This window comes from Achromobacter sp. ACM05, from assembly GCF_019218915.1.
GTDB classification, from domain to species: Bacteria; Pseudomonadota; Gammaproteobacteria; order Burkholderiales; family Burkholderiaceae_B; genus Achromobacter; species Achromobacter animicus.
This window is the reverse complement of sequence record NZ_JAHUWQ010000003.1, coordinates 612,597-637,716: the sequence shown is the minus strand read 5'-3', so window position 1 is coordinate 637,716 and position 25,120 is coordinate 612,597. Positions and strand designations below refer to the sequence as shown.

At 65.6% G+C, this 25,120-nt stretch carries 13 protein-coding genes; 7 read left to right on the top strand and 6 right to left on the bottom strand.

Translation table 11 applies throughout. The features are described 5' to 3' along the window. Nucleotides 1–7: 7 nt before the first annotated feature. Both KW836_RS21345 and KW836_RS21340 read right to left on the bottom strand, forming a co-directional pair. The gene (locus tag KW836_RS21345; protein ID WP_218344689.1) at nucleotides 8–10,747 is read right to left on the bottom strand and encodes a hemagglutinin repeat-containing protein; all 10,740 of its coding nucleotides are present in this window, start codon (nucleotides 10,745–10,747) and stop codon (nucleotides 8–10) included. A gap of 25 nt (nucleotides 10,748–10,772) precedes the next feature. After that, complete coding sequence (locus KW836_RS21340) at nucleotides 10,773–12,491, bottom strand: ShlB/FhaC/HecB family hemolysin secretion/activation protein (protein ID WP_218344688.1); 1,719 nt, start codon at nucleotides 12,489–12,491, stop codon at nucleotides 10,773–10,775. 391 nt (nucleotides 12,492–12,882) lie between these two features. On the opposite strand from KW836_RS21340, the gene KW836_RS21335 reads away from it, so the two are divergent. The 7 genes from KW836_RS21335 to KW836_RS21305 all read left to right on the top strand — a co-directional run bounded on the left by KW836_RS21335 (nucleotide 12,883) and on the right by KW836_RS21305 (nucleotide 21,062). Beyond that, nucleotides 12,883–13,395, top strand: coding sequence for a winged helix DNA-binding protein (locus KW836_RS21335; RefSeq protein ID WP_054415947.1), 513 nt, complete (start codon nucleotides 12,883–12,885; stop codon nucleotides 13,393–13,395). A gap of 9 nt (nucleotides 13,396–13,404) precedes the next feature. After that, nucleotides 13,405–15,258: a dipeptide ABC transporter ATP-binding protein gene (locus tag KW836_RS21330; protein ID WP_255596035.1), complete on the top strand. Its 1,854-nt coding sequence runs from the start codon at nucleotides 13,405–13,407 to the stop codon at nucleotides 15,256–15,258. A 50-nt stretch (nucleotides 15,259–15,308) separates the two neighbouring features. Beyond that, nucleotides 15,309–16,835, top strand: a complete 1,527-nt coding sequence (locus KW836_RS21325) for an ABC transporter substrate-binding protein (RefSeq protein WP_218344687.1) — start codon at nucleotides 15,309–15,311, stop codon at nucleotides 16,833–16,835. A 178-nt stretch (nucleotides 16,836–17,013) separates the two neighbouring features. After that, the gene (locus KW836_RS21320) at nucleotides 17,014–17,937 is read left to right on the top strand and encodes an ABC transporter permease (RefSeq protein ID WP_175183897.1); all 924 of its coding nucleotides are present in this window, start codon (nucleotides 17,014–17,016) and stop codon (nucleotides 17,935–17,937) included. Nucleotides 17,938–17,942: 5 nt separating this feature from the next. Then, nucleotides 17,943–18,809: an ABC transporter permease gene (locus KW836_RS21315; RefSeq protein ID WP_175123556.1), complete on the top strand. Its 867-nt coding sequence runs from the start codon at nucleotides 17,943–17,945 to the stop codon at nucleotides 18,807–18,809. 39 nt (nucleotides 18,810–18,848) lie between these two features. Continuing rightward, nucleotides 18,849–20,588 carry a peptidase M14 gene (locus KW836_RS21310; RefSeq protein WP_218344686.1) on the top strand — a complete coding sequence of 580 codons (1,740 nt, stop codon included), beginning with the start codon at nucleotides 18,849–18,851 and terminating at the stop codon, nucleotides 20,586–20,588. Nucleotides 20,589–20,624: 36 nt separating this feature from the next. Next, nucleotides 20,625–21,062 carry an acetyltransferase gene (locus tag KW836_RS21305; RefSeq protein ID WP_175123558.1) on the top strand — a complete coding sequence of 146 codons (438 nt, stop codon included), beginning with the start codon at nucleotides 20,625–20,627 and terminating at the stop codon, nucleotides 21,060–21,062. Nucleotides 21,063–21,072: 10 nt separating this feature from the next. On the opposite strand, the gene KW836_RS21300 is transcribed toward KW836_RS21305, so the two are convergent. The 4 genes from KW836_RS21300 to KW836_RS21285 all read right to left on the bottom strand — a co-directional run bounded on the left by KW836_RS21300 (nucleotide 21,073) and on the right by KW836_RS21285 (nucleotide 25,105). Then, nucleotides 21,073–21,285: an oxidoreductase-like domain-containing protein gene (locus KW836_RS21300; RefSeq protein ID WP_218344685.1), complete on the bottom strand. Its 213-nt coding sequence runs from the start codon at nucleotides 21,283–21,285 to the stop codon at nucleotides 21,073–21,075. A 47-nt stretch (nucleotides 21,286–21,332) separates the two neighbouring features. Then, nucleotides 21,333–21,878, bottom strand: coding sequence for a GNAT family N-acetyltransferase (locus KW836_RS21295; RefSeq protein WP_175123560.1), 546 nt, complete (start codon nucleotides 21,876–21,878; stop codon nucleotides 21,333–21,335). Nucleotides 21,879–22,101: 223 nt separating this feature from the next. Then, nucleotides 22,102–23,673: a lytic murein transglycosylase gene (locus tag KW836_RS21290; protein WP_218344684.1), complete on the bottom strand. Its 1,572-nt coding sequence runs from the start codon at nucleotides 23,671–23,673 to the stop codon at nucleotides 22,102–22,104. A 73-nt stretch (nucleotides 23,674–23,746) separates the two neighbouring features. Further along, nucleotides 23,747–25,105, bottom strand: coding sequence for an MATE family efflux transporter (locus KW836_RS21285; RefSeq protein WP_218344683.1), 1,359 nt, complete (start codon nucleotides 25,103–25,105; stop codon nucleotides 23,747–23,749). Nucleotides 25,106–25,120 lie beyond the last annotated feature (15 nt).

The following is a 25,120-nucleotide window of genomic DNA, read 5'->3' as shown; positions in this document are numbered from 1 at the left end:
TCCTCGATTAGCGAACCCATGGTGAGAGAAGATTTTGGGTCGTATCAAACACCTGAATAGAGCCACCGCTATTAATAACAAGCCTTTCGAGAGGCCGAGAAATTTTCATACCAGGAGCCACTATTAGATCAATACCTTTGAATTGTGTAAACTTTCCATTATCGACACCTAGCCCCTTACTGATAATTCCTCCCTCTTCCACCAGTTTTGCATAGGCGCGAAATTGGGCGCTGCTGGATAGACTTGCCACATTCTTTATTTCCAGAATTTTACCGGCCTCAACCGCAGCATCGGGAATCACAGTAACCAACTTGCCGTTTACATTGGTGGTAAACGACTTCGTATTTTTTGCGGCCGCCAAGTATGCCAACACAGCCTCTTCAAAGTTCTTGCCTTGCGCTTGATTAGCCGCGATCCTCTTCGCGGCTTCCACCGCGGGTCCATTCCTTAGAACCAGCGCCAGGTCACCCAGCTTATCCACGGCCTTGCCAAGCTGCGCGCCCGGAACCACCCCTAGGGCCGCAAAGAAGTAATTCGCCTCCTCCTTGCTTGCAGCAGTTTCGCCGGTCGCCAGCTCATAGGCGGACATTGACATACCAGGGAATGTCAACAATCCGCCAACCGCCTCGGCGAACATTGACACATGAACGTCGGACATCTGAGCCAACTGCTCGGAGATCCCCGCCCCGCTCTGTATGTTGTATATCGTTAGAAGCGCATCGATCTTGTTCGATGAAACATCTAGCGTCCTAAGTGCTTGCTCGTAGGCTGCGGGGGTGAGATTTCCTTCGTCCCACGCCTGTTCCAATGCCGCGCGTTGTTCGGCGGTCGCTTTTGCGACAGAGGCCGAGTTTCTATAAAGACTATTGTTTTCCGACTCAATGCGTGCGGCTGCGCTCGCGGCGGCTGCTTGCCCCCCCAATCCGCCCACGATGCTAGCGACAAGTCCGTTCAGAAGATTGTTCTTGGCTTCAATGTCCTCAGCACTGCCATCCGTCGAAGTAGCGAGCAAATAGCCCAGGACGCTGCTCAAGCCTGCGCCTGCGGCGGCGCTGGAGCACGCAGATCCTTGAGCAGCGGCTGAACCACACGCCAGCACGCCGTGGAGCGCGGCCCGCACACTTTCCGACTGCACGCCAGGAGGCAAAGAATCTGCCCAATCCTTAACAACTTTCGCACCTTGCGTTTGCAGGTATCCAACCGCCGCATTTACCGCAAAGTCGCCTGCGCTGCCCGTCACGTTGCCTGCAGCAGCTGCCACGATCACCGTGACTGCATTTCGGGCATCGCCGCCCAGTGCCCACTTCTTAGTCTTGGCGAATTCGGCATTGAGATACTTCAGACGATCAGGGTCGGCAGCTTCGCCTTTATCCAACTCGGCTCCCAATTGCGCCCTAATTGCATCAGCCTCTCTTGCACGATTTGAGAGGAACTGCCCGGCCTGCCGACTTGCCTCCGCTACGATCTCAAACCCTGCCTCGATCTTCTCCTTGTCAAAGATGGGCTTTAGCGCGTTTAACGTATCTGAGGTATCCCGGTTTAGCGACGCGATCGTCTCTGCGGCCGACTTCCCGGTCAAGGCGATCTGGCCCGCGTCGTCACGGATGATCACGCTGCCCCCGCTTATAGCGCTATGCGTGGTCGAATTTGCATTACCGGACGCCGCCGCGACCACAGGCATACCGGCAGACATGCCGCTCTCATTCGTCGGCAAATTCGATCCCGGCACCTTTTCGGAACCGCCGGCAGCTTGGCCCTTTGAATTTGTACCTACGTCACCCTTCTTCGCTTCACCGCCGCTGTTGCCGCCCCAACTGTATCCTCCACTCAGCGCGATCTGATCGGCTTTGTAGCGCGCGGTGTTCTTAACATCCTCGACGACAAGCGTGCCAGTATTCAACCGATTCAGACCGTCGGCCACTGCGCGCTCGCTGCTGGAAATGACTGCACCGATCAACGTGGTGTTCGCGCCAACATCAACCAGGAAGCCGCCGTCACCCGACTTCAACCCTGCCTGCTGTGTGGCCGACTTGAAGTTGCTGTCCATTCGGCCTTGCGACACGTTGCCAGACACTGAACTCTTGCAGTAACCGTAAATGCAGATACTGGCCTGAATCCCTGCGCTTTGCTGCTTGGCATCGTAGGTACTGGTGTCCTGCAGAGTTTCGACCCGAAGGTTTTTTCCAACGGAGGCAATGATTTGATCGGCGCTGCCTGACGCGCCGATCAGAGAAGTGTCACCACCCGACTGCAGAGCAAGCACATTGCCGGCCGTCACATCGGTGTAAGTCCAGCTTGTGTCTTTGCCGTCCGCGCGCCCACGACCACCGCCCGCACCAATGTTCAGCATCACGCCAATACCGTCGTCGCTATTCGCTGCGACACCAATACCGATGCTGCCGCTGTAGTTCTTATTCTTCGTATGCTGCTCGGAAAAGTTTTGCGCCGCTTGCAGGAGAATGTCTCCCTCCGCTTTGATGACGGCATTGTTCCCCGCCGACAGGCGTGAACCCGTCACAGTGACGTCGGAGTCTGCACCAGCGCCCACAGCGAGGATGGTCAAATCCCTGCCCGCCGCGACGGTCGAACCCAGAACCGAGGAAGATGCTCGATCCGTCGTACTTTGGCTCTTGCTTACGCCGAAATTGATGCTGATGCTTACCCCTCCCGCGCGCTTCGGGTCGGCTGCAACTGCGTCGTAGGCGTTGACGGCGGCAAGACCGGTTGTGGCAAGCGCCAGTCCCTGCATTACTTTGTTGTCGGTCTTACCCGCCGCATCTCCCATCCGACCCGCAGTCTGCATCGCATCGACCAAGGGGGTACTTGCATTGATGCTCAGTCCAGTCTGCTTGATCTCATGGAATTCGCGCTCCTGGGTGGTATCCAGCGCCGCGCCGATGTTGACTTCCTTGCCGATCAGCGTGATGTCGCCCTGCGGCGCGATGACGTTGCTGCCGGTGATATTCAGCGCGTTGCCGGCGTTGATCAGGACATCGCCTTCTACGCTACCGACGGTGCTGGCGTTGTGGAACACCTTCTTGCTGTCGAGCGAGTCAGTCTGCTTGCTGGAACCGTAGCTAAGGCCGCCCATGGCGCCAAAGCCGGACTTCTTGACCATCTTGTAGTCGTAGCTGTCCTGGGCATTCTGACCGGGCAGGATGTTGACGTCGCGCTCGGCCGACATCACCAGGTCCTTCTGCGCGCCGACATTCGAGCCCGACACGTTCAAGTCGCGGCCTGCCATCAGCACGGCGGTGTCGCCGGTGAAGGTGGTGGCCAGGGATTGCTCCCAGTCGCGGGCCTTCTTGGTGTGCGTCGTCTTCGACGACAGGAACCCCTTGGTCTTGTAATGGACCTCGTCGTACGCCGATCCGGTCTGCACGCCCGCCATCAAGTTGATATCCCGACCCGCCCCGACGGCGAGCTGCTCGCCCGCTGTCACATCCGCGGCGCGGGCATTGACGTCCTGTCCTGCGATCAGCGTGAGGTTGCCGTCTGCGCCGATGGACGACCCAACTTCCGAGTTAGTGCTCAGGTCGTGCCGGTTCTTCTTGTTTCGGACCAGCGATTCGCCATGGCTTTCCTGCAGCGTGGCCAGGTTGATGTCGCGGCCTGCCTGCAGGCGCGCGTCTTCCGTAGCCGTGATTTGTGCCGCCGTCAGGTTGATGTCGCGGCCGGCTTGCAGGCTGAGGTTGCCCGCGTCCACACGGGATACGCCCGAGACGTAGGAACCCCAGGTTGCGCCGTTGTTTTCGGACGCGGACGTGGAGGTCAGCGCGATGTCGCGGCCGGCCGACAACGCAACGTTGTCGCCCTTGATGAGCGAGACCAGATTGGTCAGGTCTTCGCGCGCCGCGAGGTCGACGATGGCGCCCTGTATCAGGCCGCCGGCCTGGTTGACGATGTTGGCGGCGGTCATGACGGTGGCATCGCGGGCGCCGATGGTGCCGCTGTTGGTGATGTCGCCGTCGGCGGCGAGTTTGACGTCGCGGCCGGCCATGAGGGTGCCGTCGCCCTTCAGGTCGCCTTCACGCACCAGCAGGTAAACCTGCGGTACCAGCACGGTCTCGGTGGTGCCGTCGGGCAGCGTGACAGTCTGTTCGACGAGCCAGACGAGATCAATGGTGAGTTGGCGTTGCTGCGCTTCGGTCAGTGTGGCGCCGAGTTTGATGCCGTTATCCAGCGCGAACTGCGCGCCGTTGGCGAGCAGTTGCTTGTACTGGCTGTCGTTGTCGCCGAAGCCTTCCAGGAAGCGCTGACCGGTGGTGGCCAGGATCTGGTCGGCGACGAGCTTTTGTTCGTAGAAGCCGTCGCCCAGGCGGCGGGGTTGACCCGACGGGGTCAGGAATTTGGCGCCGGCGGGAATCAGAGCGTTCAAGCCTCCTGGAGTGTTCCCCAATCCGGTATTGATGGCGCCGGACGCGCCGGCGTTGCCGACGGGTGCGCCGGGTTGTTGCAGAAGCCCGAACAGGTAATCGCTGGAGACGGACTCGCGGTTGCCGATGAAGCGCGGGTCGGTGGCGACGACGTAGGGTGCATCGGGCGTGCCGTTGACGGCGAACAGTTGGCTGTCGGGGATCGTGGCCGGGTTGGAGACGGTGCGCACGACGTTGCCGCTGGGCAGACCGAGGCTGGCGATCAGAACCGGGCCGGTTGCGGTGGCGCCGTTGGCGCCGGGCGCCGCGCCACTAAGGGATACCGACAGATTGCCACCGGAGGTGCCGACTGGCAGCTCGATGGATTCGGCGGTCAGGGTGCGGTTGTAGGGCTCGGAATATTCCTTGCGGTCGCTATCTCGGGCCTGGGTGACCGTGGCGGTGCCGATGCGTGTGATGACCCGCTGACCGCCGGCGCCAATGTTGTTGATGGCGGGGCCGCTGACCGACAACGTGCCACCGGCCGCAATCTGGCTCTTATCGTTTGTAACGGTGCCGACGAGCGTCATTGCGCCGCCAGACAGGATCTTGCCGGGATCGGAAGAGACGGTGCGGGTCTCGGTGATGGTCTCTTCGACTTCGTAGTACGTGAAGGTGCCCACCAGCCGCGTGCGGAAGTCGGCATTGAACTCACGGACACGCTTATCCAGTTCCAGGAACGCCGCTTTATAGGCCTCATAGGCATTCTGATAGGCGAGGCGCTGAGCAGCCTCCTCCACACACCTGGGATGATTGCTGAGGCAGGGCGCGCTGGGTTCCTGCCAGTCGGGAAGCGGAGCCGGAGGCGTCACGCCGAAAACCGCCCATATCGGCGCGTCGAGGCCGAACACGAATTTTTCCGGTATGTCATAGCACTCACCGGCGTCTCCGCCGCCGCAGACGTAGCGGGGGGGCACATACGGCAGGGTGACGGGAGTGCTGACTCCTGCCTGGCCTCTGCCGCCGAGCGAATAGTCGAACGGCGGGCCATAGCGTTCATAGGGGTACTTGGTGGACGGCAGCAGGAACCTGCGCTCGGGGTCGTCGTCCAGCCAATCCGGCGTCTTGCCGCACAGCGCCGTGACTTCGTCGCACAACCAGTGCGTCTCCATGTCGTACATGTCGGTCGTACCCGCCGGCGTCACGTACAGTTTGGGAACCTTCTGAACCGGCACAACCTCGCTGGTGTAGTTCGTATTGATGTTCTGCAGCGATGCCGCGGAAATTACCGCATTCCCCGCCGCCTCAATCGTGGCTCCCGCATTGACGAGCGACGCAGCCTGCCCAACCGCCTTGCCCGTCGCATCCAGCGCGCTACCGATGCGCAGATCCGCGCCGGCATAGATCAGGCCATGCTCTTTGTTCACGAGCGACCCGACGCCGATATCCAGATCACCACGCGACGCAATCACCGCGCCGCCGCCCGGCCCCGAACCGTTGACCAGTTCTCCAGCGCGGATGGCGATGGCGTTGCCATAAATGCGGCCGAAATTGTCGACCCGGCCTGCGTTGATGGTGGTCGTGCCGCCGTCGATGAGGCCGGAGTTGGTCAGCCCGTTGGTGACGTTGATGGTGTTGTTGCGTCCGGCCAGCAGTTCACCGCTGGCCTGGTTGTTGAGCGAGTTGGCCGTGATGGATAGGTCGCGGCCGGCGCTGACGGTGGCGCTGTTGTCCATGTTGCCGCCCACCGACATCGTCAGGTCGCGGCCCGCGGCGATGTCGCCGGTCTGGTTGAGCGAACCGGTGTAGGTGAACGAGAGATCCTGCGCGGATTGCAGCAGGCCCAGGCCTTGCAGCGCCTGGATCGTGACGGCAAGGCGTTCGCCCGCCAACACCTTGCCCTGAGCGTTCTTCAGCACCGCCGCCTTGACCGTCGCGTAGCGCCCGGCCGCGATTTCGCCGCCGGTGTTGTCGAGTTCGGCGGTGTCGAGGGTCAGGTCCTGGCTGGCGCTGATGGAGCCGGCCTGGTTGTTGATGCCGCCCGCCACGATGGTGGCGGTTTTGGCGAGCACGCCCTTGGGCGGCGATCCGGCTGCGGTCAGCGTGGCGTGGTTGTCCAGGCTGGCGGCGTTCAGGGTCAGGGTGTCGTCGGCCTGGATCAGGCCGCCTTGATTGTTGACGGCGCCGGTCGCGGTCAGCGTTACGTTCGAACCCGCCAGCGTACCGCCGGCATTGCCGACGCGCGCGGCGTCAATGCGGGTGTCGCCCGCGGCGGCGATCAGGCCGTTGGTGTTGTCGAGTTCACCGCCGAGATTCAGCGTGGCGTCTCCGGCGGAGGTCAGCTTGCCGCCTTGGTTGCGCAGGTTGACGGCGTCGATGTCGAGGCTGCCGCCGTGCAGCACCGCGTTGCGCGTGGTGATGTCTCCGGGCGAGGTGAGCGCGAGCTTGCCGATGGACGACAGGTTGCCGTTGGACAGGTCCATGCCGCCTGCCGTCAGCGTCATGTCCTTGCCGGCCGCGCTAATGCCTGGGTGCGTGATGAAGGCTGCGGTGAGGTTGACGCTGCCGGGCAGACTGAGCGTGCCGTCTTCGCCGACGCCGGCGATGAAGCGGCCGCTGTTGGTCAGCGCGTTAGACGCCGTGGCGGTGAGGTCGCCGCCGGCGAGCACGGAGCCGGTGTTGTTCAGACCTTTGCCTGACACCAGACTGGCGGCGCCGGCTGCGGATACGACGCCTGCGTTCTGCAGCAGGCCTCCAGATTGCAGGTCGATATTTGCAGCGGATTGGATGCGGCCGTCGGCCGTGGTGGTCAGCGCACCCTTTGCGTCGACGGTGACGTTGCCGGCCTGCGTCGCGGCGATGCCGCCGATCGTGGCGTCGGTGCCAGCGCGCAGCGTCATGCCTTGGCCGGCGGCAGCGGAACCCATCGCTTTCAGCGCGCCGCCTGCGGTGGCGGTCATTGCCGCGCCGGCCTGTTGGGTCGACGCGGATCCCATCACGAGGTCGCCGCGCAACGTGTTGAGCGTCAGGTCGCCCTGCAATGCGGCGACGGTGCCGTCGATGGTCATGCCGTCACCGGCGGTGAGCGTCTGCGCGACGCCGGCCAGCATGCTGCCAGCGGCAAGCAATGTGCCTTGCGCGGTGGACGTGAGTGTGCCGGCAGCCTGCGCCAGCCCTGCTGCGCCGACGGCGACGTTGCGGCCGGTAAGCGTGAGGTTCGCGTCGCTGGCGGCCGTGCCCTCCACGCGAGCATCGCGCGCGGCGGCCAGCATCATGTCGCCGACCGACGCCAGTGCGCCGGCAGCGGCGAGGTCGCGTTGGGCTTGCGCCGTAAACGTGCCGGCGGCCTGCACCTGTCCGCCTTGCTTGACGGTCACATCGCGGCCGGTGAGCAGCAGGTTGCCCGTGCCAGCCTCGCCGAGTGCGGCGGCGGTGCCGCCCAGACGGGCATCGCCGGTCGCCGCGAGCGTCAGGCCGCCGCCGGCAACAATCGCGCCGTCGGACGCCAGGTCGCCGCCGGTTGTCGCAGTCAGGTTCTGTGCGGCTTGCATGCGGCCGTTGGCGCCGACTTGCAAGTGTCCGCCCGCGCCGGCCGTCAGGTCACCCATAAGGGCCGCGACCGTGCCGTCAATGCCGATACTCCGCGTGGCTGAGAGGTTGACGGGCGTGCCCGCCGTGACGAGGCCGGTCACAAAGAGATCGCGGCCCGCCTCGGCCCGCAGCACGCGGCCTGGGCCCGCCGCCGATTGGGCGGTGCCGACGCTTGTCGCCGATTGCGCGGTGCCTGCACCTGTCGCCGATTGCGCAGTGCCTACACCTGCCGCCGACTGCGCAGTGCCTACACCTGCCGCCGATTGCGCGGTGCCGGCCGTGCCGGCGATGCGCAGGTCCTGGCCCGCGCCCAGATGCAGATTTGCACTGCCCTGCGCGAGCCCGTCCTGGCCTACCGTCAAGTCACCGCCCGCGTCGGCGCGAAGCGTGCCGTTGGCGACCGTCTTGCCGTTCAGTTGGGCGTCGGTTGCAGCGGAGAGCTGAATGTCGGTTTCACCGGACACGGTGCCGTTTGCGATCAGCTTGCCGCCAGCCTGACCAGTGAGTTGCTGCGCGGACTGCAGGACGCTGTCCTTGCCGAGCGTCATGTCGCCGCCGCTGACGGCTTTCAACGTGCCGGCGTCGGCCAGCACCGTGCCGTCCACGCGCAGGTTGCCTTGTGTATTGATCTGCGCGGACTGGCCCGCGATCAAGGCGCCCGCGACCGACGCATCGCCGGCAGCCATTGTGGCCGAGCCGTCCGCTTGAATGCGCGATGCGGAAGTCGCCGTCAGGGTCTCGCCCGCCTGCAGCCGCAGATTGCCGGTGGCGAGCGTTGCGCCGTCGAGCTGGACGTTGCGCGGCGCCTGTAGCGACAGGTCTTTCAGGGAGGTGATCTTGCCTGTGCTTTGCAAGTCGCCGCCGGCGGTCAGGCCGACGTTCCCGGCCGCGGCCACCTGGGCCTTCGCACCGATGGAGACGTCGCCGCCCGCCGAGATATTCATGCCGCCGGACGCGGCCGACACCGTGCCGTCGACCGCCAATATTTCGCCTGCCATGAGCGTGGTGTCGCCGTTGGCGCGGAGCGTGCCGGCCAGCGCCAGGGCGCCGCCTGCCTTCGCGGCAACCGCGCCTTCCGCGTCCCACTGCGCGGGCGCGTCGATGCGCAGGTCGCGCGAAGCGTCGAGGGCGACGCGGCCGGTGGACGACCCCTTGCCCGTCACGCGTGCGTCGCGCCCTGCCATCAGCGAGACGTCGCCGCGCGCGCCGACGAGGCCGCCGAGGCTGAGGTCCGCGCCGGCACGGATCTGGGCGGATCCGCCCGATTGCAATTGCGCGGTCGCGCCTGCGGTCAGATCGCCGGCTGCCTGTGCATGAAGTGCGCCTGCTGCGGTGACCTGGCCGGGCAGCACGACGTCACGTCCCGCCGTCAATGCAATGGCGCCCTTGGCCGTGACCAGACCGCTGGCGTTCGTGCCGGCCTGCGCCGCGCCGCCGTCCGCACCCGCGCCGCCGCCAGCGCCCGCGCCGCCGCCAGCGCCCGCGTTGGAACCGCCTGAATTCGATCCGCCTGAATTCGATCCGCCCCCATTCGAACCGCCCGAGCCAGCGCCACCCGCATTGCCCGCCCCTTCCGTACCCGATCCACCCGCCGGCGGCGTACCACCCACCGGCATATCCCCCCCAATCCGCAGATCGCGCCCGGACTCAACCCGCACATCCTGCCCGCCCATCAACAGCGAGCCACCCAGCGCCAAATCCTGCCCCGCCGCGACACGCAGCGCACCTTGCGTCTGCAACGCCCCTTGTGCGGCCACCTTCACGTCGCCCGCCGCATTCACATCAACCGAGCCGCCCGCGCCCACCACGCCGGTGATCCCAACATCACGGCCAGCGACAAGCGCCACATTGCCCGCGGCCTGCACCGCGCCGTCCACCGCCACATCACGCCCCGACGCCAGCCGCAGATCGCGGCCCGCCTGCATGGCGGCGCTGGGTGCGATGCGCACGTCACCGGATGCGCTGACCTCCAGATCGCCGGTCAGCGCGACCAGGTTGCCGCCCACGTTCACGCCGACGCCGGCCTCGGTGCCGATCAGGCGGATGCTGTTGGCGTACATGCCGCCCAGCGCCGCGGTGTCCAGCGCCACGACGGGCGCCGGACCTTCGCCCGCGCGGGCCGTCGCGTTGCCCGTCGCGTAGTCCACGCGCGCGGCGCCCGCCGTGACGTTGAGCCGGTCGGCCCAGACGCCGGCGTTGATTTCGAGCGTGCGGGCGATGAGGTCGACCTGGCTGGCCGCGGTGCCGTTCAGCCCCTCGCCTTCAATGCGCAGCTTGCCGCCGGCGACGTCCAACGCGATGTTGCCGTCAGGACCGACGTGCGGGCGGCCCGTGGTCAGCGTGGCGCGGTCCGCGTTCAGGAAGCCGCAGCCGTTGCAGGTGATGCCTGCCGGGTTTGCGACGATGACGTTGGCGCGGTTGCCGGCGACTTCCAGCGTGCCCATCAGCTGCGACGGGTTCGGCGCGGTGACCTGATTCAGGATGGTGGTGGCGCGCTGGTTGCCCAGCATGACGTTGCCGGCCACCTGGCCGGCCAATTGTGTCTGGCTGGCGCCGCCGCTGTTGTTCAGCACCACGCCCGACGGTCCGACGTTGAATTGCGTGTAGCGGTTGTTGGAGACCCCGCCCGCCGACGGCGGCGCAATGTTCACGACGGGCACGCCGTTGCTGACCCCCACGATCGGCTTCTGGCCGGGCACGCTCTTGTCCGCGGAAATCGGCAGCGTCTGCGCCAGCACGGGCGTCCAGACTTGCGTGAAGACGATGGACCAGACGATCAACGAACGAAGCTTGGACATCATGCGCACCTGACGGGAAACAGCGGATTTAGAACTCGAACATCAAGGCCATCGCGAAGACGGTAGATGCGGTTTTGAGCGATTCGGGTTTCTTCAACGGCCAGCCGGCGGACAGGTCGTAGCTGGCGTTGACGTATGGGATGGAGAGGCGTCCGCGCAGGCCGGCGACGGCGCCGACCAGCGTGCGGCCGGAAAGATACGCGGCGGACGGGCCGCCCACGCGGCCCACGTCGACGCCGGTGTAGATCTGCTGTCCGGGAAGCCCGGTCAACGCGTCGAGGTTGAACGACAGGTCATTGCGCAGCGTCCAGCCGTCTTCGGAGGCGAGCGTCATCTGGCCGTCGAAGCCGCGTACGGCGTAGCGGTTGCCGATCGTGAAATAGTCGGCGGGCAGGATGGCCGTCTTAGCGTGCTGGATCTGCCAGTTGGCCTGATAGGCAAGGGATTGCTCGGCGATCTGAAACGGTAGATACAGCCCCGCATTGCCGGTGAGGATGGTGCTGCGCCCATTCCAGTCAGGATCGCCGTAGACGTAGCCGGGTGCGTCGGAGAACTGCGGCAACGTGCCGCGCACGCCGCCGCCGATGTCGAGCACCGCGCGGCCGACGTAATGGCGATGCCCGTAGGCGATCTCGTAGCCGGTGACGTCGCGGCGCTGGACGTCGATGGCTACGTCATTCAGGGTGCTATCCGTGCGCTTGCGCAGCATGGTGAGCGACAGATTGCCCTTGTAGGCGGTGCCGCGGTACGGCACGACCGACACGCCCGCCTGGATCTGCTTGGTGGTGCCGCCATAGACGATGGGTTCTTCAAAGCCGGCCACCGTCTGGCGATAGGTGGATTTGCTCGCGCCCGCAAAGACGGTCCAGTAGCCGAACGGCAGACTGTAGTTGATGGAGGCGGCGCGCGTGTTGGAGTCGGTGTCGCGCCAGTGGGCGTTGCTGTTCCAGGAGACCGATAGCTGGTCGTACAGGAAGAGCGGCGAATCCAGCGTCAGGCCGGCATTGATCTGGTACTTGCCGACGGTGTCCATACCGCCGTTGTCGCCGCCCAGATAGCCGTGCCAGCGCTTGCCGGTGCCGGGCTTGATGAGGATGTCGGAGTCGCCCAGTTCAGGCCCCGGCGCGATGTCGATGGCGGCGTCGGCCTGGCTGCCGAGGCGGCGGATGTTCTCGAGCGCCTGGTCCAGGTCGCGCTGGTTCAGTTCGCCGCCCGGGCCGGTGGGCAGCGCCGTGCGCCACCAGCCAATGGCGTCCTGGCTCTGGACGGCTGAGATGCGGCCCGGCAGATACTTCAATGTCAACGTCCCGGCCGCCAGCGACTGCTCAGGCACGACGACGCGCGCGGTGACCAGGCCGTCGTCGATCAGCAAGCCGATCAGGTGTTCCTGCAGTGCACGCAGCCCGCGGCCGCCGACGCATTCGCCCAGGACGGCCGCCGTGGCGCTGGCCAGGCGCTCTGAAGGTTCTGCGCCCTCCCAGATCACTTCCCGAATGGCAAAGCAGGGCGTTTCAGCGGGCAGGACCAGGCCGCGCGCGGGATCGGCAGACGGCGCCGACAGCACGTCGGGCCGCTCGGCTGCGCGGGCGCGTTGCGCGTCGATTTCCTGCTCTTGCCGGCGCTGGATTTCGGCGGCGCGCTGGGCCGCTTCGGGCGCCGATTGGGCCGATGCTGACCCTGCGGACGCCAGCGCGATGATCGCCGCCAATATCAACCCTGCCTGCTGAAAGTGCTGCGATCCGCTCATACGACTGGACGCCAACGGCCATCCGCCGCGCGTCATCTCCTGATATCCGAATTGGGTGGTAATTTTGCCGATCAATACGTTTTATGACAATGTATATCTATTGTTTCAGTATTGATTTTGGCGACCAAGCCACTTGGTTGTTGTACTTAAGGCTCACGTTGCCAGCTTTTATTGATATTTCTCAGAAGCGGAACTCGCTTCCGTAACAAAACGAGATCGAAATCGAACCCACGCGTTTACATCAAGCGCCTTTGTAATTCGCGGCAGGGACCGCACAAATCAGAGAAATCCGAAAACTCGGGCCGGGTTATCCCGGATGCCCGCATAATCACAAATCGTCAATAATTCACCAACGTTTTGTCGCCGATCCGTCCCCTTGCCTGACTCACCCATGCCTGTATCCGTCCGGGACGCCATCGTTTCGTCTTCCCACCTCGCCTCGTCCGCTCCTGAGCTGTCCGAGGTCGAATTCGGCCTGATCATCGCGTCGCATGCGTTCAATCGCTGGATGGTGCGTTGCATGGCCTGCGCGGGACTGCCCGAACTCACGTCGCTGGACATCCTGGTGCTCAACCACGTGTTCCATCGGGGCCGGGGCAAGAAACTGGCGGACATCTGCTTCACCCTGAATGTCGAAGACACCCATCTGGTGAACTATTCGCTCAAGAAGCTGGAGCGTCTGGGCGTCGTTCAAAGCGCCAAGACCGGCAAGGAAGTGATCTACACCACGACCGACGCCGGCGCGGCCGCGATCCAGCGCTACGCCGAGGTGCGCGAGCAGTGCCTCGTCAAGCCGTTCATCGACTCCCCCGCCGCAGACGACGCCAGCCATCAGTTGGCCAACACCCTGCGCGCCCTCTCGGGCCTGTACGACCAGGCTGCCCGCGCCGCCACCTCGCTGTGAGAATCCACGTTGTCTAGCACCACCGCTTCTTCTTCCGCTCCGCTGCTGTCCGTGCGCGGCGTCTCGGTCGACTTCAATACCGACACCGGCGGCTTTCGCGCCGTCGACAACCTGGATTTCGACGTGCGGCCCGGCCGCACGCTGGCGATCGTGGGCGAATCCGGTTCCGGCAAGTCCGTCACGTCGATGGCGATCATGCGCCTGACCGATTACAACGGCGGGCGCATTTCGACCGGTCAGATCCTGTTCCGTGACGGCGACGATCGCGAGGTCGATCTGACCCAGGCCAACGACGAACAGATGCGAGCGATTCGCGGCAACGACATCGCGATGATCTTCCAGGAGCCGATGACGTCGCTGAACCCGGTGTTCACGATCGGCGACCAGATCGTCGAAGCCATCATGCTGCACCAGCAGCTGTCACGCTCCGCGGCGCGCCAGTCTGCACGCAAGCTGCTGGAAAAGGTGCGCCTGCCCGACGCCGAACAGCTGCTGGACCGTTATCCGCACCAGTTGTCCGGCGGCATGCGCCAGCGCGTGATGATCGCGATGGCGCTGTCGTGCCAGCCGCGTCTGTTGATCGCCGACGAGCCGACGACGGCGCTGGACGTCACCATCCAGGCGCAGATCCTGAACACCATCCGCGAGTTGCAACGCGACCTGGGCACGGCCGTTATCTTCATCACCCACGACATGGGCGTGGTGGCCGAGATGGCCGACGATGTGGTCGTGATGCTGCGCGGCAAGAAAGTCGAGCAAGGCACCGTTCAAGACATCTTCAACGCGCCCAAGCATCCGTACACGCGCGCGCTGCTGGCCGCCGTGCCGCGTCTGGGCAGCCTGACTGGCCGCGACCTGCCGCTGCGCACGCCGCAGACCGTGCTGGAAGGCGACACGCTGCGCGAGGTGGGCGAGACCCGCGAGCAGGACACGGCCTCCTACGATGAACCCGTGCTGCGCGTGGACAAGCTGACCACGCGTTTTGACGTGGGCCACAACCTGTTCGGCCGCGTGACGCACCGCGTGCATGCGGTGGAGCAGGTCAGCTTTGACGTCTATCCCGGCGAGACGCTGGCGCTGGTGGGCGAATCCGGCAGCGGCAAGTCCACCATCGGCAAGACCTTGCAGCAGCTGGTGGCGCCGACTTCCGGTGCGGTTCGCTACAACGGGCAGGATATTTTTTCGATGGACAGCGCGGGCCGGCAGCGCCTGCGCCAGGAGATCCAGTACATCTTCCAGGATCCGTATGCGTCGCTGGATCCGCGCAAGACCGTGGCCTTCAGCATCGCCGAACCGATTCGCACGCATGGCCTGCTGACCGGTGAAGACGCCATCGCGCGCCGCGTGGGCGAGCTGCTGGAACAGGTGGGACTGAAGCCCGAACACGCCACGCGCTATCCCCATGAGTTCTCGGGCGGCCAGCGCCAGCGGGTGTGCATCGCGCGCGCGCTGGCCAGCAATCCCAAATTGATCATTGCGGACGAATCGGTGTCGGCGCTGGACGTGTCGATCCAGGCGCAGATCCTGAACCTGCTGATGGATCTGCAAAAGGATCGCGGGCTGTCGTATCTGTTCATCACGCACGACATGGCGGTGGTGGAAAAGGTCAGCCACCGGGTCGCGGTGCTGTACCTGGGCCAGATCGTCGAGCTGGGCACGCGCCGCCAGATCTTTGAATCGCCGCAGCATGCCTACACGCGCAAGCTGCTGGCTGCGGTGCCGGTGGCCGAGCCCGGCCGCCACATCGACACGTCCCTGATCGAAGGCGAGATCCCCAGCCCGGTGCGCCGGGTTGGCGATGAGCCTGCCATCGTTCCCCTCTTCGAGTTCGCGCCCGGCCATCAGGTCGCCCGCGCCGCCTGAACCTCTTTCATCCGTCGGTCCGACCCGATTTCCCGTCCCTGGAGGCGACCATGCAATTCCTTCGCACCACCCTCTCCGCCACCGCGCTGACCCTGGCCCTCGCCGCCGCGCTGCCCGTTTCGACGGCGCAGGCCGCCGGCACGCTGAACGTGGCCATCAACCAGGATCCGGGCAGCTGGGATCCGATCGACACCTTCGTGACGTTCTGGGGATCGGTCGGCAGCAATCTGTACGACGGCCTGACCATGCGCGGCGCAGACCTCAAGCTGCAGCCGGGTCTTGCCACCAGCTGGGAATACCTGGACGACAACAAGCGTCTGCGCTTCAAGCTGCGTGAAGGCGTCAAGTTCCACAACGGCGAGCCCTTCAACGCCGAAGCCGTCAAGTTCACCTTCGAGCGCCTGCTGGGCGCGGAAGGCGCCAAGGGCCCGCAGAAGTCGAACTACGACTCGATCGGCGAGGTCAAGGTGGTGGACGAGTACACGGTCGACTTCATCCTGAAGCAGCCGGATCCGGTGCTGCTGACCAAGCTGGCAGGCTACGGCGCGATGATCGTGCCGCCCAAGTACATCACCGAGAAAGGCGAAGACAACTTCAACACGCACCCGGTCGGCACCGGTCCGTTCAAGTTCGACAGCTACCAGCCCAAGGTCAACGTGACGCTGGCGCGTAACGATGACTACTGGGGCGGCAAGCCGAAGCTGGACAAGGTCGTGTACCGCTTCATCGGCGAACCCGGCACGCAGGTCGCCGAGCTGCAGGCCGGCCGCATCGACATCGCCACGCTGATCCCGCTGGGCCTGATCGAAACGGTGAAGAAGTCGGGCAATGCGGACGTGATTTCCACGGGCGGTCCGGTGGCCTTCGCGCTGCGCTACAACACCAAGAACGGCATCACGCAGCACCGCGACGTGCGCCGCGCGCTGATCATGGCGGTCGATCGCGACGCCATCGTCAAGCAGTTGCTGCTGGGCCAGGCCAAGACGATCGCCAGCTTCCAGGGCCCGCAGTCGTTTGGCTTCAACCCCGAGCAAAAGCCCCTGCCCTTCAATCCCGCCGAAGCCAAGAAGCTGCTGGCCGCCGCCGGCGTGAAGCCGGGCGCCACGGTGCAGATCGACGTGCGCGGCAGCGATTCGAACTTCCGCGAAGTCGCGCAGGCCGTGTCGGGCTACCTGCAGGGCGTGGGCGTGCGCGCCACCATCAAGCCGTACGAAACCGGCGTGCTGCTCAACGACATCATCCCCGGCGGCAAGACCGGCGAAATGTGGCAGAACCAATGGGGCGGCTGGACGTACGACTACGACAACACCGCGTACCTGATGTACCACTCGGGCCAGAAGTGGAATCCGTACGACAACGACCCCAAGCTGAACGCCATGCTGGAAGCGCAGCGCACGGTCTATGACGTGAAGAAGCGCGAAGGTATGCTGCAGGAGATCGCCGCCTACGTGGCCGATCAGGCGCTGGAATTGCCGCTGTACAGCCTGAACACGATCGTGGGCGTGAACAAGCGCGTGAAGAAACTTGAAGTCCCCGGCGACATCCGCTTCCGTTTCGTCGAAACCGCCATTGAGTAAGTCCCCGAATAGTAAGTCCCCCCCGAGCGCTTCGCGCTTCCCCCAGGGGCATGCCTGCGGACCGGCGGAGCCCGGATCCGCGGCATCCCGCTGGGATGTGCTCCGTTGAGGCATCGGTGCGAATCGATGCCGCGTTAACACCCTTTTCCCGCACCGGTGCAAGCCGGGGCGGCGCCTTATGACCGGATTTCTCATCAAACGCGTGTTGCAGGCCGTCTTCGTGATCGTGGCCGTGACGCTGCTTGTTTCTTATGCCGTGCGCCTGACCGGCGACCCTGCTCTGATGCTGAGCCAGGGGTCGGGCAGCGTGACCGAACAGGACCTGGCCAACATCCGGCAGGCGCTCGGGTTGAACCGGCCGTTCCACGAACAATATCTGTCGTATATGCAGGGGCTGCTGCATGGCGATTTCGGGCGCAGCTTCATGGGCGGCACGCCGGTCGCCAAGCTGATCGGCGATGCGCTGCCCGCGACGCTGATGCTGGCGTTCACGTCGCTCCTCGTGTCCATCCTGATTTCGCTGCCGCTGGGCATCCAGGCGGCGATCAAGCGCGGCAAGGCGACCGACCAGGCCATCCGCATCTTGTCGCTGGTGGGCCTGTCCTTCCCCAATTTCTGGCTGGCGCTGATGCTGGTGCTGCTGCTGTCGATTACTTTCCCGCTGCTGCCGCCGTCCGGCTGGAGCGGGCCGGCCAGCCTGGTGCTGCCGTCGCTGACCATGGCGATCATTCTCAGCGCCACCAATATCCGGCTGGTGCGCACGACGATGCTGGAAACGCTGTCGGCGCAATACATCATGGTGGCGCGCAGCAAGGGCCTGAAAGAGCGCATCGTGCTGTACAAGCATGCGCTGCGCAATTGCGCCATTCCGCTGATCACGTATCTGGGCCTGCAATTCGGTGGCCTGATCGGCGGCATCGTGGTGATCGAGATGGTCTTCAACTGGCCCGGGCTGGGCACGCTGGCCTTCGACGCCATTTCCGGCCGCGACTATCCCGTTCTGCAAGGCACGGTCACCGTGCTGGCCACCGTTATCGTCCTGGTCAACCTGATCGTCGACATCGCCTACGGCATTGTCGATCCCCGTATTCGCACGCGCTGAGCATCATGCAGACAACCACTTCCCCCGCCGCCCCCAAGGCCATGAAGCCGCGCAGCCGCTACCGCTCGCTCGAATTCGTGCTGGGCGCGCTTCTGACCGGCGTCATGGTCCTGCTGGTGCTGGCATCCGGCTGGCTGTTTCCGGACGGCGGCGAATCGATGGACCTGGCCGCCCGCCTGATGGCCCCGTTCTCGTCGGCCGCCCATCCCTTCGGCACCGATCCGCTGGGCCGCGATGTACTGGCCCGCGTGATCGTCGGCGGCAAGATTTCGCTGCTGGTGGGCTTTGCCTCGGTGCTGGGCGGCGCGCTGCTGGGCATCGTGATGGGTCTCATCGCCGGGTACTACCGCGGCTTCTGGGACATGATCGTGATGCGCTTTGCCGACGTGCAGCTGGCGCTGCCCTTCATCCTGGTGGCAATCACGTTCATCGCCATCCTGGGCGGCGGGCTGTTCAACGTCATCTTCTTCATGATCGTGTCGCAATGGGTGCAGTACGCTCGCCTGGTGCGGGCGCAGGTGCTGGCGTTGCGCGAGCGCGAGTTCGTGCTGGCCGCGCGCGCCTTCGGGGTGCGCGACCTGGCGATGATCCGCCACCACATCGTGCCCAACCTGCTGGGTCCGCTGGTGATCCTGATGACGCTGAACGTGGCCAACAACATCCTGCTGGAAAGCAGCCTGACCTTCCTGGGCCTGGGCGTGGATCCCATGATCCCGAGCTGGGGCGGTATGCTTGCCGACGGCCGCACGTACATGCAGACGGCCTGGTGGGTCAGCGTGTTTCCCGGCCTGGCCATCATGCTGACGGTGCTGGGCCTGAACCTGCTGGGCGACTGGCTGCGCGACCGCCTGGACCCGACCGGCAAGGTCTGAAGAATCGATCCGCGCCACGGGCCGGAAGGAATGTTGAGTATGTCGTTGCTGGACAAGAGTTTCGATCGCACGCTGGACGCCTGGACACACGCCTACATGGCGCCGGCATGGCGTGGCGCTGTCGTGGAAGGCTGGGTGTTCGAAGGCGTGGACGCCCGGCGCGCCGCGCAGGCCAAGCTTGAGCAGGCGGGCGTGACGGCGCGCTTTCGCAGCGCGTACAAACCGCTCGTGCACTATTTCCTTGAAGAGGTGGATCGCGAGGGCCTGGTCTCGGCCGAGATCCGCTATCCGCTGCACGAACACGCGCAGGCCAAGCGCTTCACGCTGGAGGCCTACCCGCTCGTGGCGTTGCTGAAAGACGTGCGCGTGACGATGCTGCCCGGCGCCGACGACCTGCACTACGACGTGCGCCTGGCGTATGCCGACGGGCGCACGCTCGCCACCCGCGTGTTCGCGCCGAACCAGCTTGGGCATGCGCCGGACGGCACGCCGGAGCTGTCGCCTACCGGCTGGCTGCGCGTGCAGGACGCCAGCGGCGCCGTGCAGACCGATGCCGCGCAGGCCACCGAGTACCAGTTGCTCTTTCGCAGCATCCTGGACACGGTTCGCAACCACACGTGGGGTGCGCACGAGCCGTATTTCGACCGGCTGGAAATCCGCGTGGATCTGCCCGGCATCGACTTCGCCCTGCCGGTGGACGAGGAAATCGTCAGCACGTTCGAAGCGCTGCACGAGGACATCTACTTCTCGCTGCTGGAGCACTTCCAGCAGCATTCCGGCCGCCCCTCCGGCGACCGCGGCCTGCAACCCGGCCAGATCATTCCCGACATCCGCCGTCACGACGGCGCGCCGCGCGTGCAGATCTCGGTGGAGCCCTTCGCCCCGGTCGCTCCCGTGACGCCGGCCGCGCTTCCCGGTCCGCTGGCGCAAGCCCGCGAGCCGTTGTCGGCCGCGCAGATCGCCGGCTGCATGGCGGCCTTTGGCGGCGACACCTTCCAAGCCGTGTCACGTCAAGGCCGACCCGTGTTGGGCACCTATGTGCGCGGGTCGGGCCCGGCCGTCTTCATTTCCGGCGCGCAGCATGCCAACGAAACCTCTGGTGTCGTGGGCGCCTTGCGTGCGGCCGAGGCGTTGGCCGCACGCGGCGACGCGCATTTCGCATTGATCGCCTCCGAGAACCCGGACGGCTATGCGCTCTTCAACCGGCTGCGCGAGCACCACCCGCGCCACATGCTGCACGCGTCGCGCTACAGCGCGCTGGGCGACGACATCGCCTACCGCGAACGCGCGCCGTTTTTCGAACGTGACGGCCGTCACCAGGCGCATGCGATCAGCGGCGCGCAGCTGCATATCAACCTGCATGGCTATCCCGCGCACGAATGGACGCGTCCGCTGTCGGGTTACCTGCCGCGCCACTTCGAGCTGTGGACCATTCCCAAGGGGTTCTTCCTGGTCCTGCGCCATCATCCGGGATGGGCCGACCGCGCTCAGCGGTTGATCGAAGGCGTTACCGCGCGGCTGGCGTGCAACGTGCCGGGGCTGGTGGAGTTCAACGCGCGGCAGTTGGAACTCTTTCATGCCCATGCGCTCGAAAAGGGTTTTGACGTGCTTAACGGCATCCCCGTGCAGGTCACGGAGACCGATCGCGAGGAACTACCCATGGCGCTGATTTCGGAGTTTCCGGATGAAACGGTCTACGGAGACCGATTCGTTTTCGCGCATACTGTGCAGATGGAAACCGTCCTGGCAGCCACGGACCTGTATCGCGCCGGGCTTTAGCGGCTTACCGGTGTCTGACACCCAAGCAACAAGAAAATGAAAATCCGAGAACGCAACCACGGCGACGATCTGGCCCTGGTGGACATCTGGCTCCGTTCGGTGCGCGCCACCCACACTTTTCTGACTGAAAAGGAAATCCAGGCCATGTACCCGCAGGTGCTGAACACGTACCTGCCGTCCGTCAGGGTCTGGGTCTGTGAGGACGATGCCGGCGAAGTGGCCGGCTTCATGGGTCTGACCGGCAACAAGGTCGAGATGCTGTTCGTGGATGCCAACAAGCGAGGCAAAGGCGCTGGCCGCCGCCTGCTGAATTTTGCGCGATCGCTGCACGGCACGCTGCTGGTGGACGTGAACGAGCAGAATCCGCAGGCGCATGGCTTCTACAAGCACTACGGATTTCAGGACGTGGGCCGCTCGGCCTACGACGACTCGGGCCGTCCCTTTCCCATCATCCACATGAAGCTTGCCGGCTGAAGCATCCGCTTCAGTTGCCGTGCGCCTCGTGCCGCGCGCGCCATGCCTTCAGCGCTTCGCGGTAGCGGTCCATCGCTTCGTCGTAAAGGTCATAGACGCAGGGAATGCACCCGCTGTTGCAGCATTCGTCAGGCGCGGGACGCTCGGGCGGAACAGGCGGCGGGTCGCCGCCCGAAATTGCGGCGGGGCTCGACTTCCCGCCAGTCGGTTTCTTCGTGCTCATCGCGTCATGTTAGCGCCGCGCACCCAGCTCGGGCACGTCGCGCGCGCTCACACGCCTTCCCGCTTGCGCCAGTCCGCGCGGCGGATTTCGTAGCAGACCTTGGGCTCCGGCGCGTCGCCGGTCATGCCGACATAACGCAACCCGGTCTTTTCCATGACGCGTTGCGACGCCAGGTTTGAACGCAGCGCCACGGCGCCCAGCACGTCGACGGGCAACAGCCGAAACCCCAGCCCGATCAGCGCACGCGAAATCTCCGGCGCGAAACCCTTGCCCCAGCAGTCGGGATGCAAGGCATAGGCCAGTTCAACGCTGGCCCGCCCCGGCGCAGTGGACACCTTCAACCCCGCGCGGCCCGCGGGCCGGCCCGTGTCGCGGTCTTGCAGCACATACATGCCATAGCCATGCTCGGTCCAGTGGACGATGTTCTGTGCCACGTAGCGCCGGCTGGCCGCCGCATCGCGCGTGCCTCCCATGGACTGCATCAGGTCGGCATTGGCGTGCATTTCGATCATGAACGGCAAATGCGCCTGGGACATCCGGCTGGCGGACAGGCGCAGGGTCTGGAAATCGTCGGGAAACTCGGCGGACGGCATGGGAGTCGGAGGCGATGGCGGACGAAGTTCGGGGACGGGCTGGCCGTCCGGATGACGGACCCGCCGATCATACCGGCCGGCACGGTCTTGCACACTTGCGCCTAACCCTCACCCGCGCTGCAGCCCCACGAGACTCCAAAGGAAAACCGCAGCGTGCTCGCAGAGGCCGGCCAAGGCCGCAGCGGATTCGCCGCGGTCCGCCGCTGCGCCATCGGCGCCTCGCTTATTGCTCGGGATACGCACGCATGGCGGCGGGCTGCTCCGCCACCAGCGCGTCCAGGATACGCTTGCCCACCCGGCCGTCCTGCGGCAGGTTCAGGCGCGCCTGCTCCGCCCGCACGGCATCGCGCGTCTTGCCGCCCGGGATGCCGTCGGCCACCCCGATGTCATGGCCGCGGCCATAAAGCTGCTTCTGCAGTTGCTTGATCTGCGCGCGCGACAGGCCGGGATCGTCCGTCGGCCACGCGGTCACCAGCGCCGGGCCGCCTTGCAGGCGGTTCAGCAGCAGCGACACGGCCAGGCCATAGCGGCGCGACTGGTTGTAGTGCAGGATGGCGTCGAAATTGACCGTGGCCAGGAACACCGGTCCGCGCGCTCCGGTCGGCGCAAACAGGTACGCCTGCTGGTCATTGCCCGAAGGCAGCTTCAACACCGAGCCGTCTCCTTGCTTGACGCCGGCCTGCGCCCATTGGGCGATAGTGCGGCGGTCCTTGGATCCCACGTACTCGGCGTCGGGCTCGGGCGGGATCGCGGCGGCCAGCTCGGCCGGCACGCGCACTTCCACGACGGCGGGCAACCCATGCGTCCACTGGGCGCGGCGCTTGCGCAGATGGTTTGCCGTGGAGGCCAGCGCGTCGGGCAGCGAGTTATAGAGGTCGATGCGGCCGTCGCCATCGCCGTCGGCAGCCAGTTCGTAGAACGAAGTCGGAATGAATTGGGTCATGCCGAACGCGCCGCTCCAGGATCCGACGAACTTGTCGGCGGGCACGGTGCCGTCGCGCAAGAGGCGCACGGACGCGTACGCGTTCTTTTCCCAAAGCGGCTTGTTCTCGGTGCAGGCGCGCGTCAGCCAGGCATTGAGGACATCGGTCTTGCCGACCTGGCGGCCGTAGTTGGTTTCGATGCCGAAGATGGCGACCAGCGTGGCGGGATCAACCTGGTACTGCTGGCTGATGGCGCCAAGCTCCTTGCCGTATTTGGAGAGCACGGCCTTGCCGTCCTGCACGCGCTCGTCGTCGACCGTCTTGGCGATGTAGTCCCACCAGCTTTCGCGGCCCTCGGGCTGGCCCTTGGCCGACGCGACGGTCGTGGGCAGCAGCGTGGCGTTGGCCGTGTACTTGTCCCAGTCGGCGACGGTCAGGCCGTTGGCCGTGGCGCCCTTGCGCAGCTTGTCGATGCAGGCCTTGGTGTCGAGCTCGGTCGGGACGATGACGGTCGGCGCGGCGGCGGCGGCGGGCGCGGCAGACGCAGCAGGTGCAGCCGGAGCAGCGGCAGCAGCAGGCGCGGCAGACGCAGCCGGCGCGGCTGACGCAGCCGGCGCGGCGGCGGGGGCCACAGAAGCGGCGGGTGCCGCAGCGGGCGCGGCATGCGCGGCCGGCGCCGGCGTGTCGTCAAAGCTGCGTTTGGGTTTGAGCACGGGCTGTTGCTGTTCCGGCGCGGGCGTCTGGACACGCGATCCTGTGGCCGATCCGGGCGACTGCGCCTGCGCGGCGTTGGCGGCAGCGGCGGTCAGTGCCGCGGCCAGCAGCACGCGGGAAAGGCTGTCGATTCGAGGACGGGAGAAACTCTGGCGCATGGCTTTCCTGAAAAATCGAAGTCAGCCGGGATCGTACCGCGACCAGCCGCCGAAATCGAACGCGCCCCCCCTGCTAGGCCGCCGCGCCGTGCTGGAATCCCGCCGGTGGCGCGCGCAGCACGCGCCGGCACAGCCACATCGCAATCAGGCTGAAAATCGCAAAGCCGCCCATCTGCCCCAGCATCACGCCCTCGGGCCCGCCCAGGTGCGCGCCCAGCCACACGAAGGGTATGGTGCCCACCGTGGCGCGCAGCCAGCCGATAGCGGTGGAATACGTGGCGTATCCCAGGTTGTTGAACACCGAGATCGCGACGAAGAACAGGCTGTTCAGCGCCCACGCAAAGCTGCCGACGCGGCAGAAGAAGACGATCAGGTCGCGCCCGGGCCCCGTGACCCGGAAGACATCCGGCATCCACGGCGCCAGCACCGCCAGCGCGACAGCCGCCGAGAACCCATACAGCAACGCCCAGCGCGTCGTAAGCGCCACGGTGGCCTTCACGCGGTCCCAGTGGCCGGCCCCCAGGTTCTGCCCGAGGATCGGGCCGATGGCGCCGGGCAGCACGAAGAACAGCGAATAGGCCAGTTGCAGCAGCCGGTCGACCACCGTGGCGCCCGCCAGCACGCTCGGACCGAAGCTGGAATAGGTAGAGACGGTAAAGATGACCGCCGCCGGCGTGGCCAGGGTGGTCAGCGCCGCAGGCAAGGCGATATTGCCGATGGCGCCCAGGTGCTCTCGTAGTTCCCGCGCGGGCGGCCAGGTCACCAGCCGGTGCTTGCCGAACACCAGCCAGGCGCCCAGCACCACGGTGGCGACGCGCCCCACCCCGCCGGCCCAGGCAATGCCCTCCATGCCGCCGTCCAGCACGAAGATGACGATGGGGTCGAGCACGGCGACCGTGCCGGTGCCGGACAGCAGCACCCACATCGACTGCCGCCCCTGGCCGGCCGCGCGCAGCAGATTCGACAGCATCATTCCGATACCCATGACCACCGCGAACGGCGTGGTGATGAGGACATACGACAGCAAATGGTCGCGCACGTCTTCGGCCAGGCCAATGGCGGCGGTGAACGGGCCGATCGCCGCCAGAAACACCGCGCCCGCCGCCACCGCGGCGGCGGCCATCAGGATCAGCGACGCGCCCGCAAGCGTGCGCGCCCGGCCGGCGTCCTGGGCGCCAAGCGCACGCGAGACCAGCGCCGCGCCGCCCACCGTGACGCCGATGCAGACGGACGTGATGGTGAATTGCGTCATGGACCCGAAGCCCACCGCGCCCAATACGGCTTCGTCCTCGAGCGTGCCCAGGTAAAGCAGCGACAGGAACTCCACGGCGAAGACGGCCAGCATGCTGGCCCAGCCGGTCAGGATCATCTCGAGCACGTGCCCGCCGAGCGGGCCGGTCACGAAGCGGGCGTGGGATGCGGGTGCGTTCAAGGCAGGTCTGCCATT

What these genes read in the sequence shown, in the direction of transcription:
- KW836_RS21345 (WP_218344689.1), bottom strand. Translation starts at nt 10,747, where the DNA reads ATGATGTCCAAGCTTCGTTCGTTGATCGTCTGGTCCATCGTCTTCACG.
- KW836_RS21340 (WP_218344688.1), bottom strand. Translation starts at nt 12,491, where the DNA reads ATGAGCGGATCGCAGCACTTTCAGCAGGCAGGGTTGATATTGGCGGCG.
- KW836_RS21335 (WP_054415947.1), top strand. Translation starts at nt 12,883, where the DNA reads ATGCCTGTATCCGTCCGGGACGCCATCGTTTCGTCTTCCCACCTCGCC.
- KW836_RS21325 (WP_218344687.1), top strand. Translation starts at nt 15,309, where the DNA reads ATGCAATTCCTTCGCACCACCCTCTCCGCCACCGCGCTGACCCTGGCC.
- KW836_RS21320 (WP_175183897.1), top strand. Translation starts at nt 17,014, where the DNA reads ATGACCGGATTTCTCATCAAACGCGTGTTGCAGGCCGTCTTCGTGATC.
- KW836_RS21315 (WP_175123556.1), top strand. Translation starts at nt 17,943, where the DNA reads ATGCAGACAACCACTTCCCCCGCCGCCCCCAAGGCCATGAAGCCGCGC.
- KW836_RS21310 (WP_218344686.1), top strand. Translation starts at nt 18,849, where the DNA reads ATGTCGTTGCTGGACAAGAGTTTCGATCGCACGCTGGACGCCTGGACA.
- KW836_RS21305 (WP_175123558.1), top strand. Translation starts at nt 20,625, where the DNA reads ATGAAAATCCGAGAACGCAACCACGGCGACGATCTGGCCCTGGTGGAC.
- KW836_RS21300 (WP_218344685.1), bottom strand. Translation starts at nt 21,285, where the DNA reads ATGAGCACGAAGAAACCGACTGGCGGGAAGTCGAGCCCCGCCGCAATT.
- KW836_RS21295 (WP_175123560.1), bottom strand. Translation starts at nt 21,878, where the DNA reads ATGCCGTCCGCCGAGTTTCCCGACGATTTCCAGACCCTGCGCCTGTCC.
- KW836_RS21290 (WP_218344684.1), bottom strand. Translation starts at nt 23,673, where the DNA reads ATGCGCCAGAGTTTCTCCCGTCCTCGAATCGACAGCCTTTCCCGCGTG.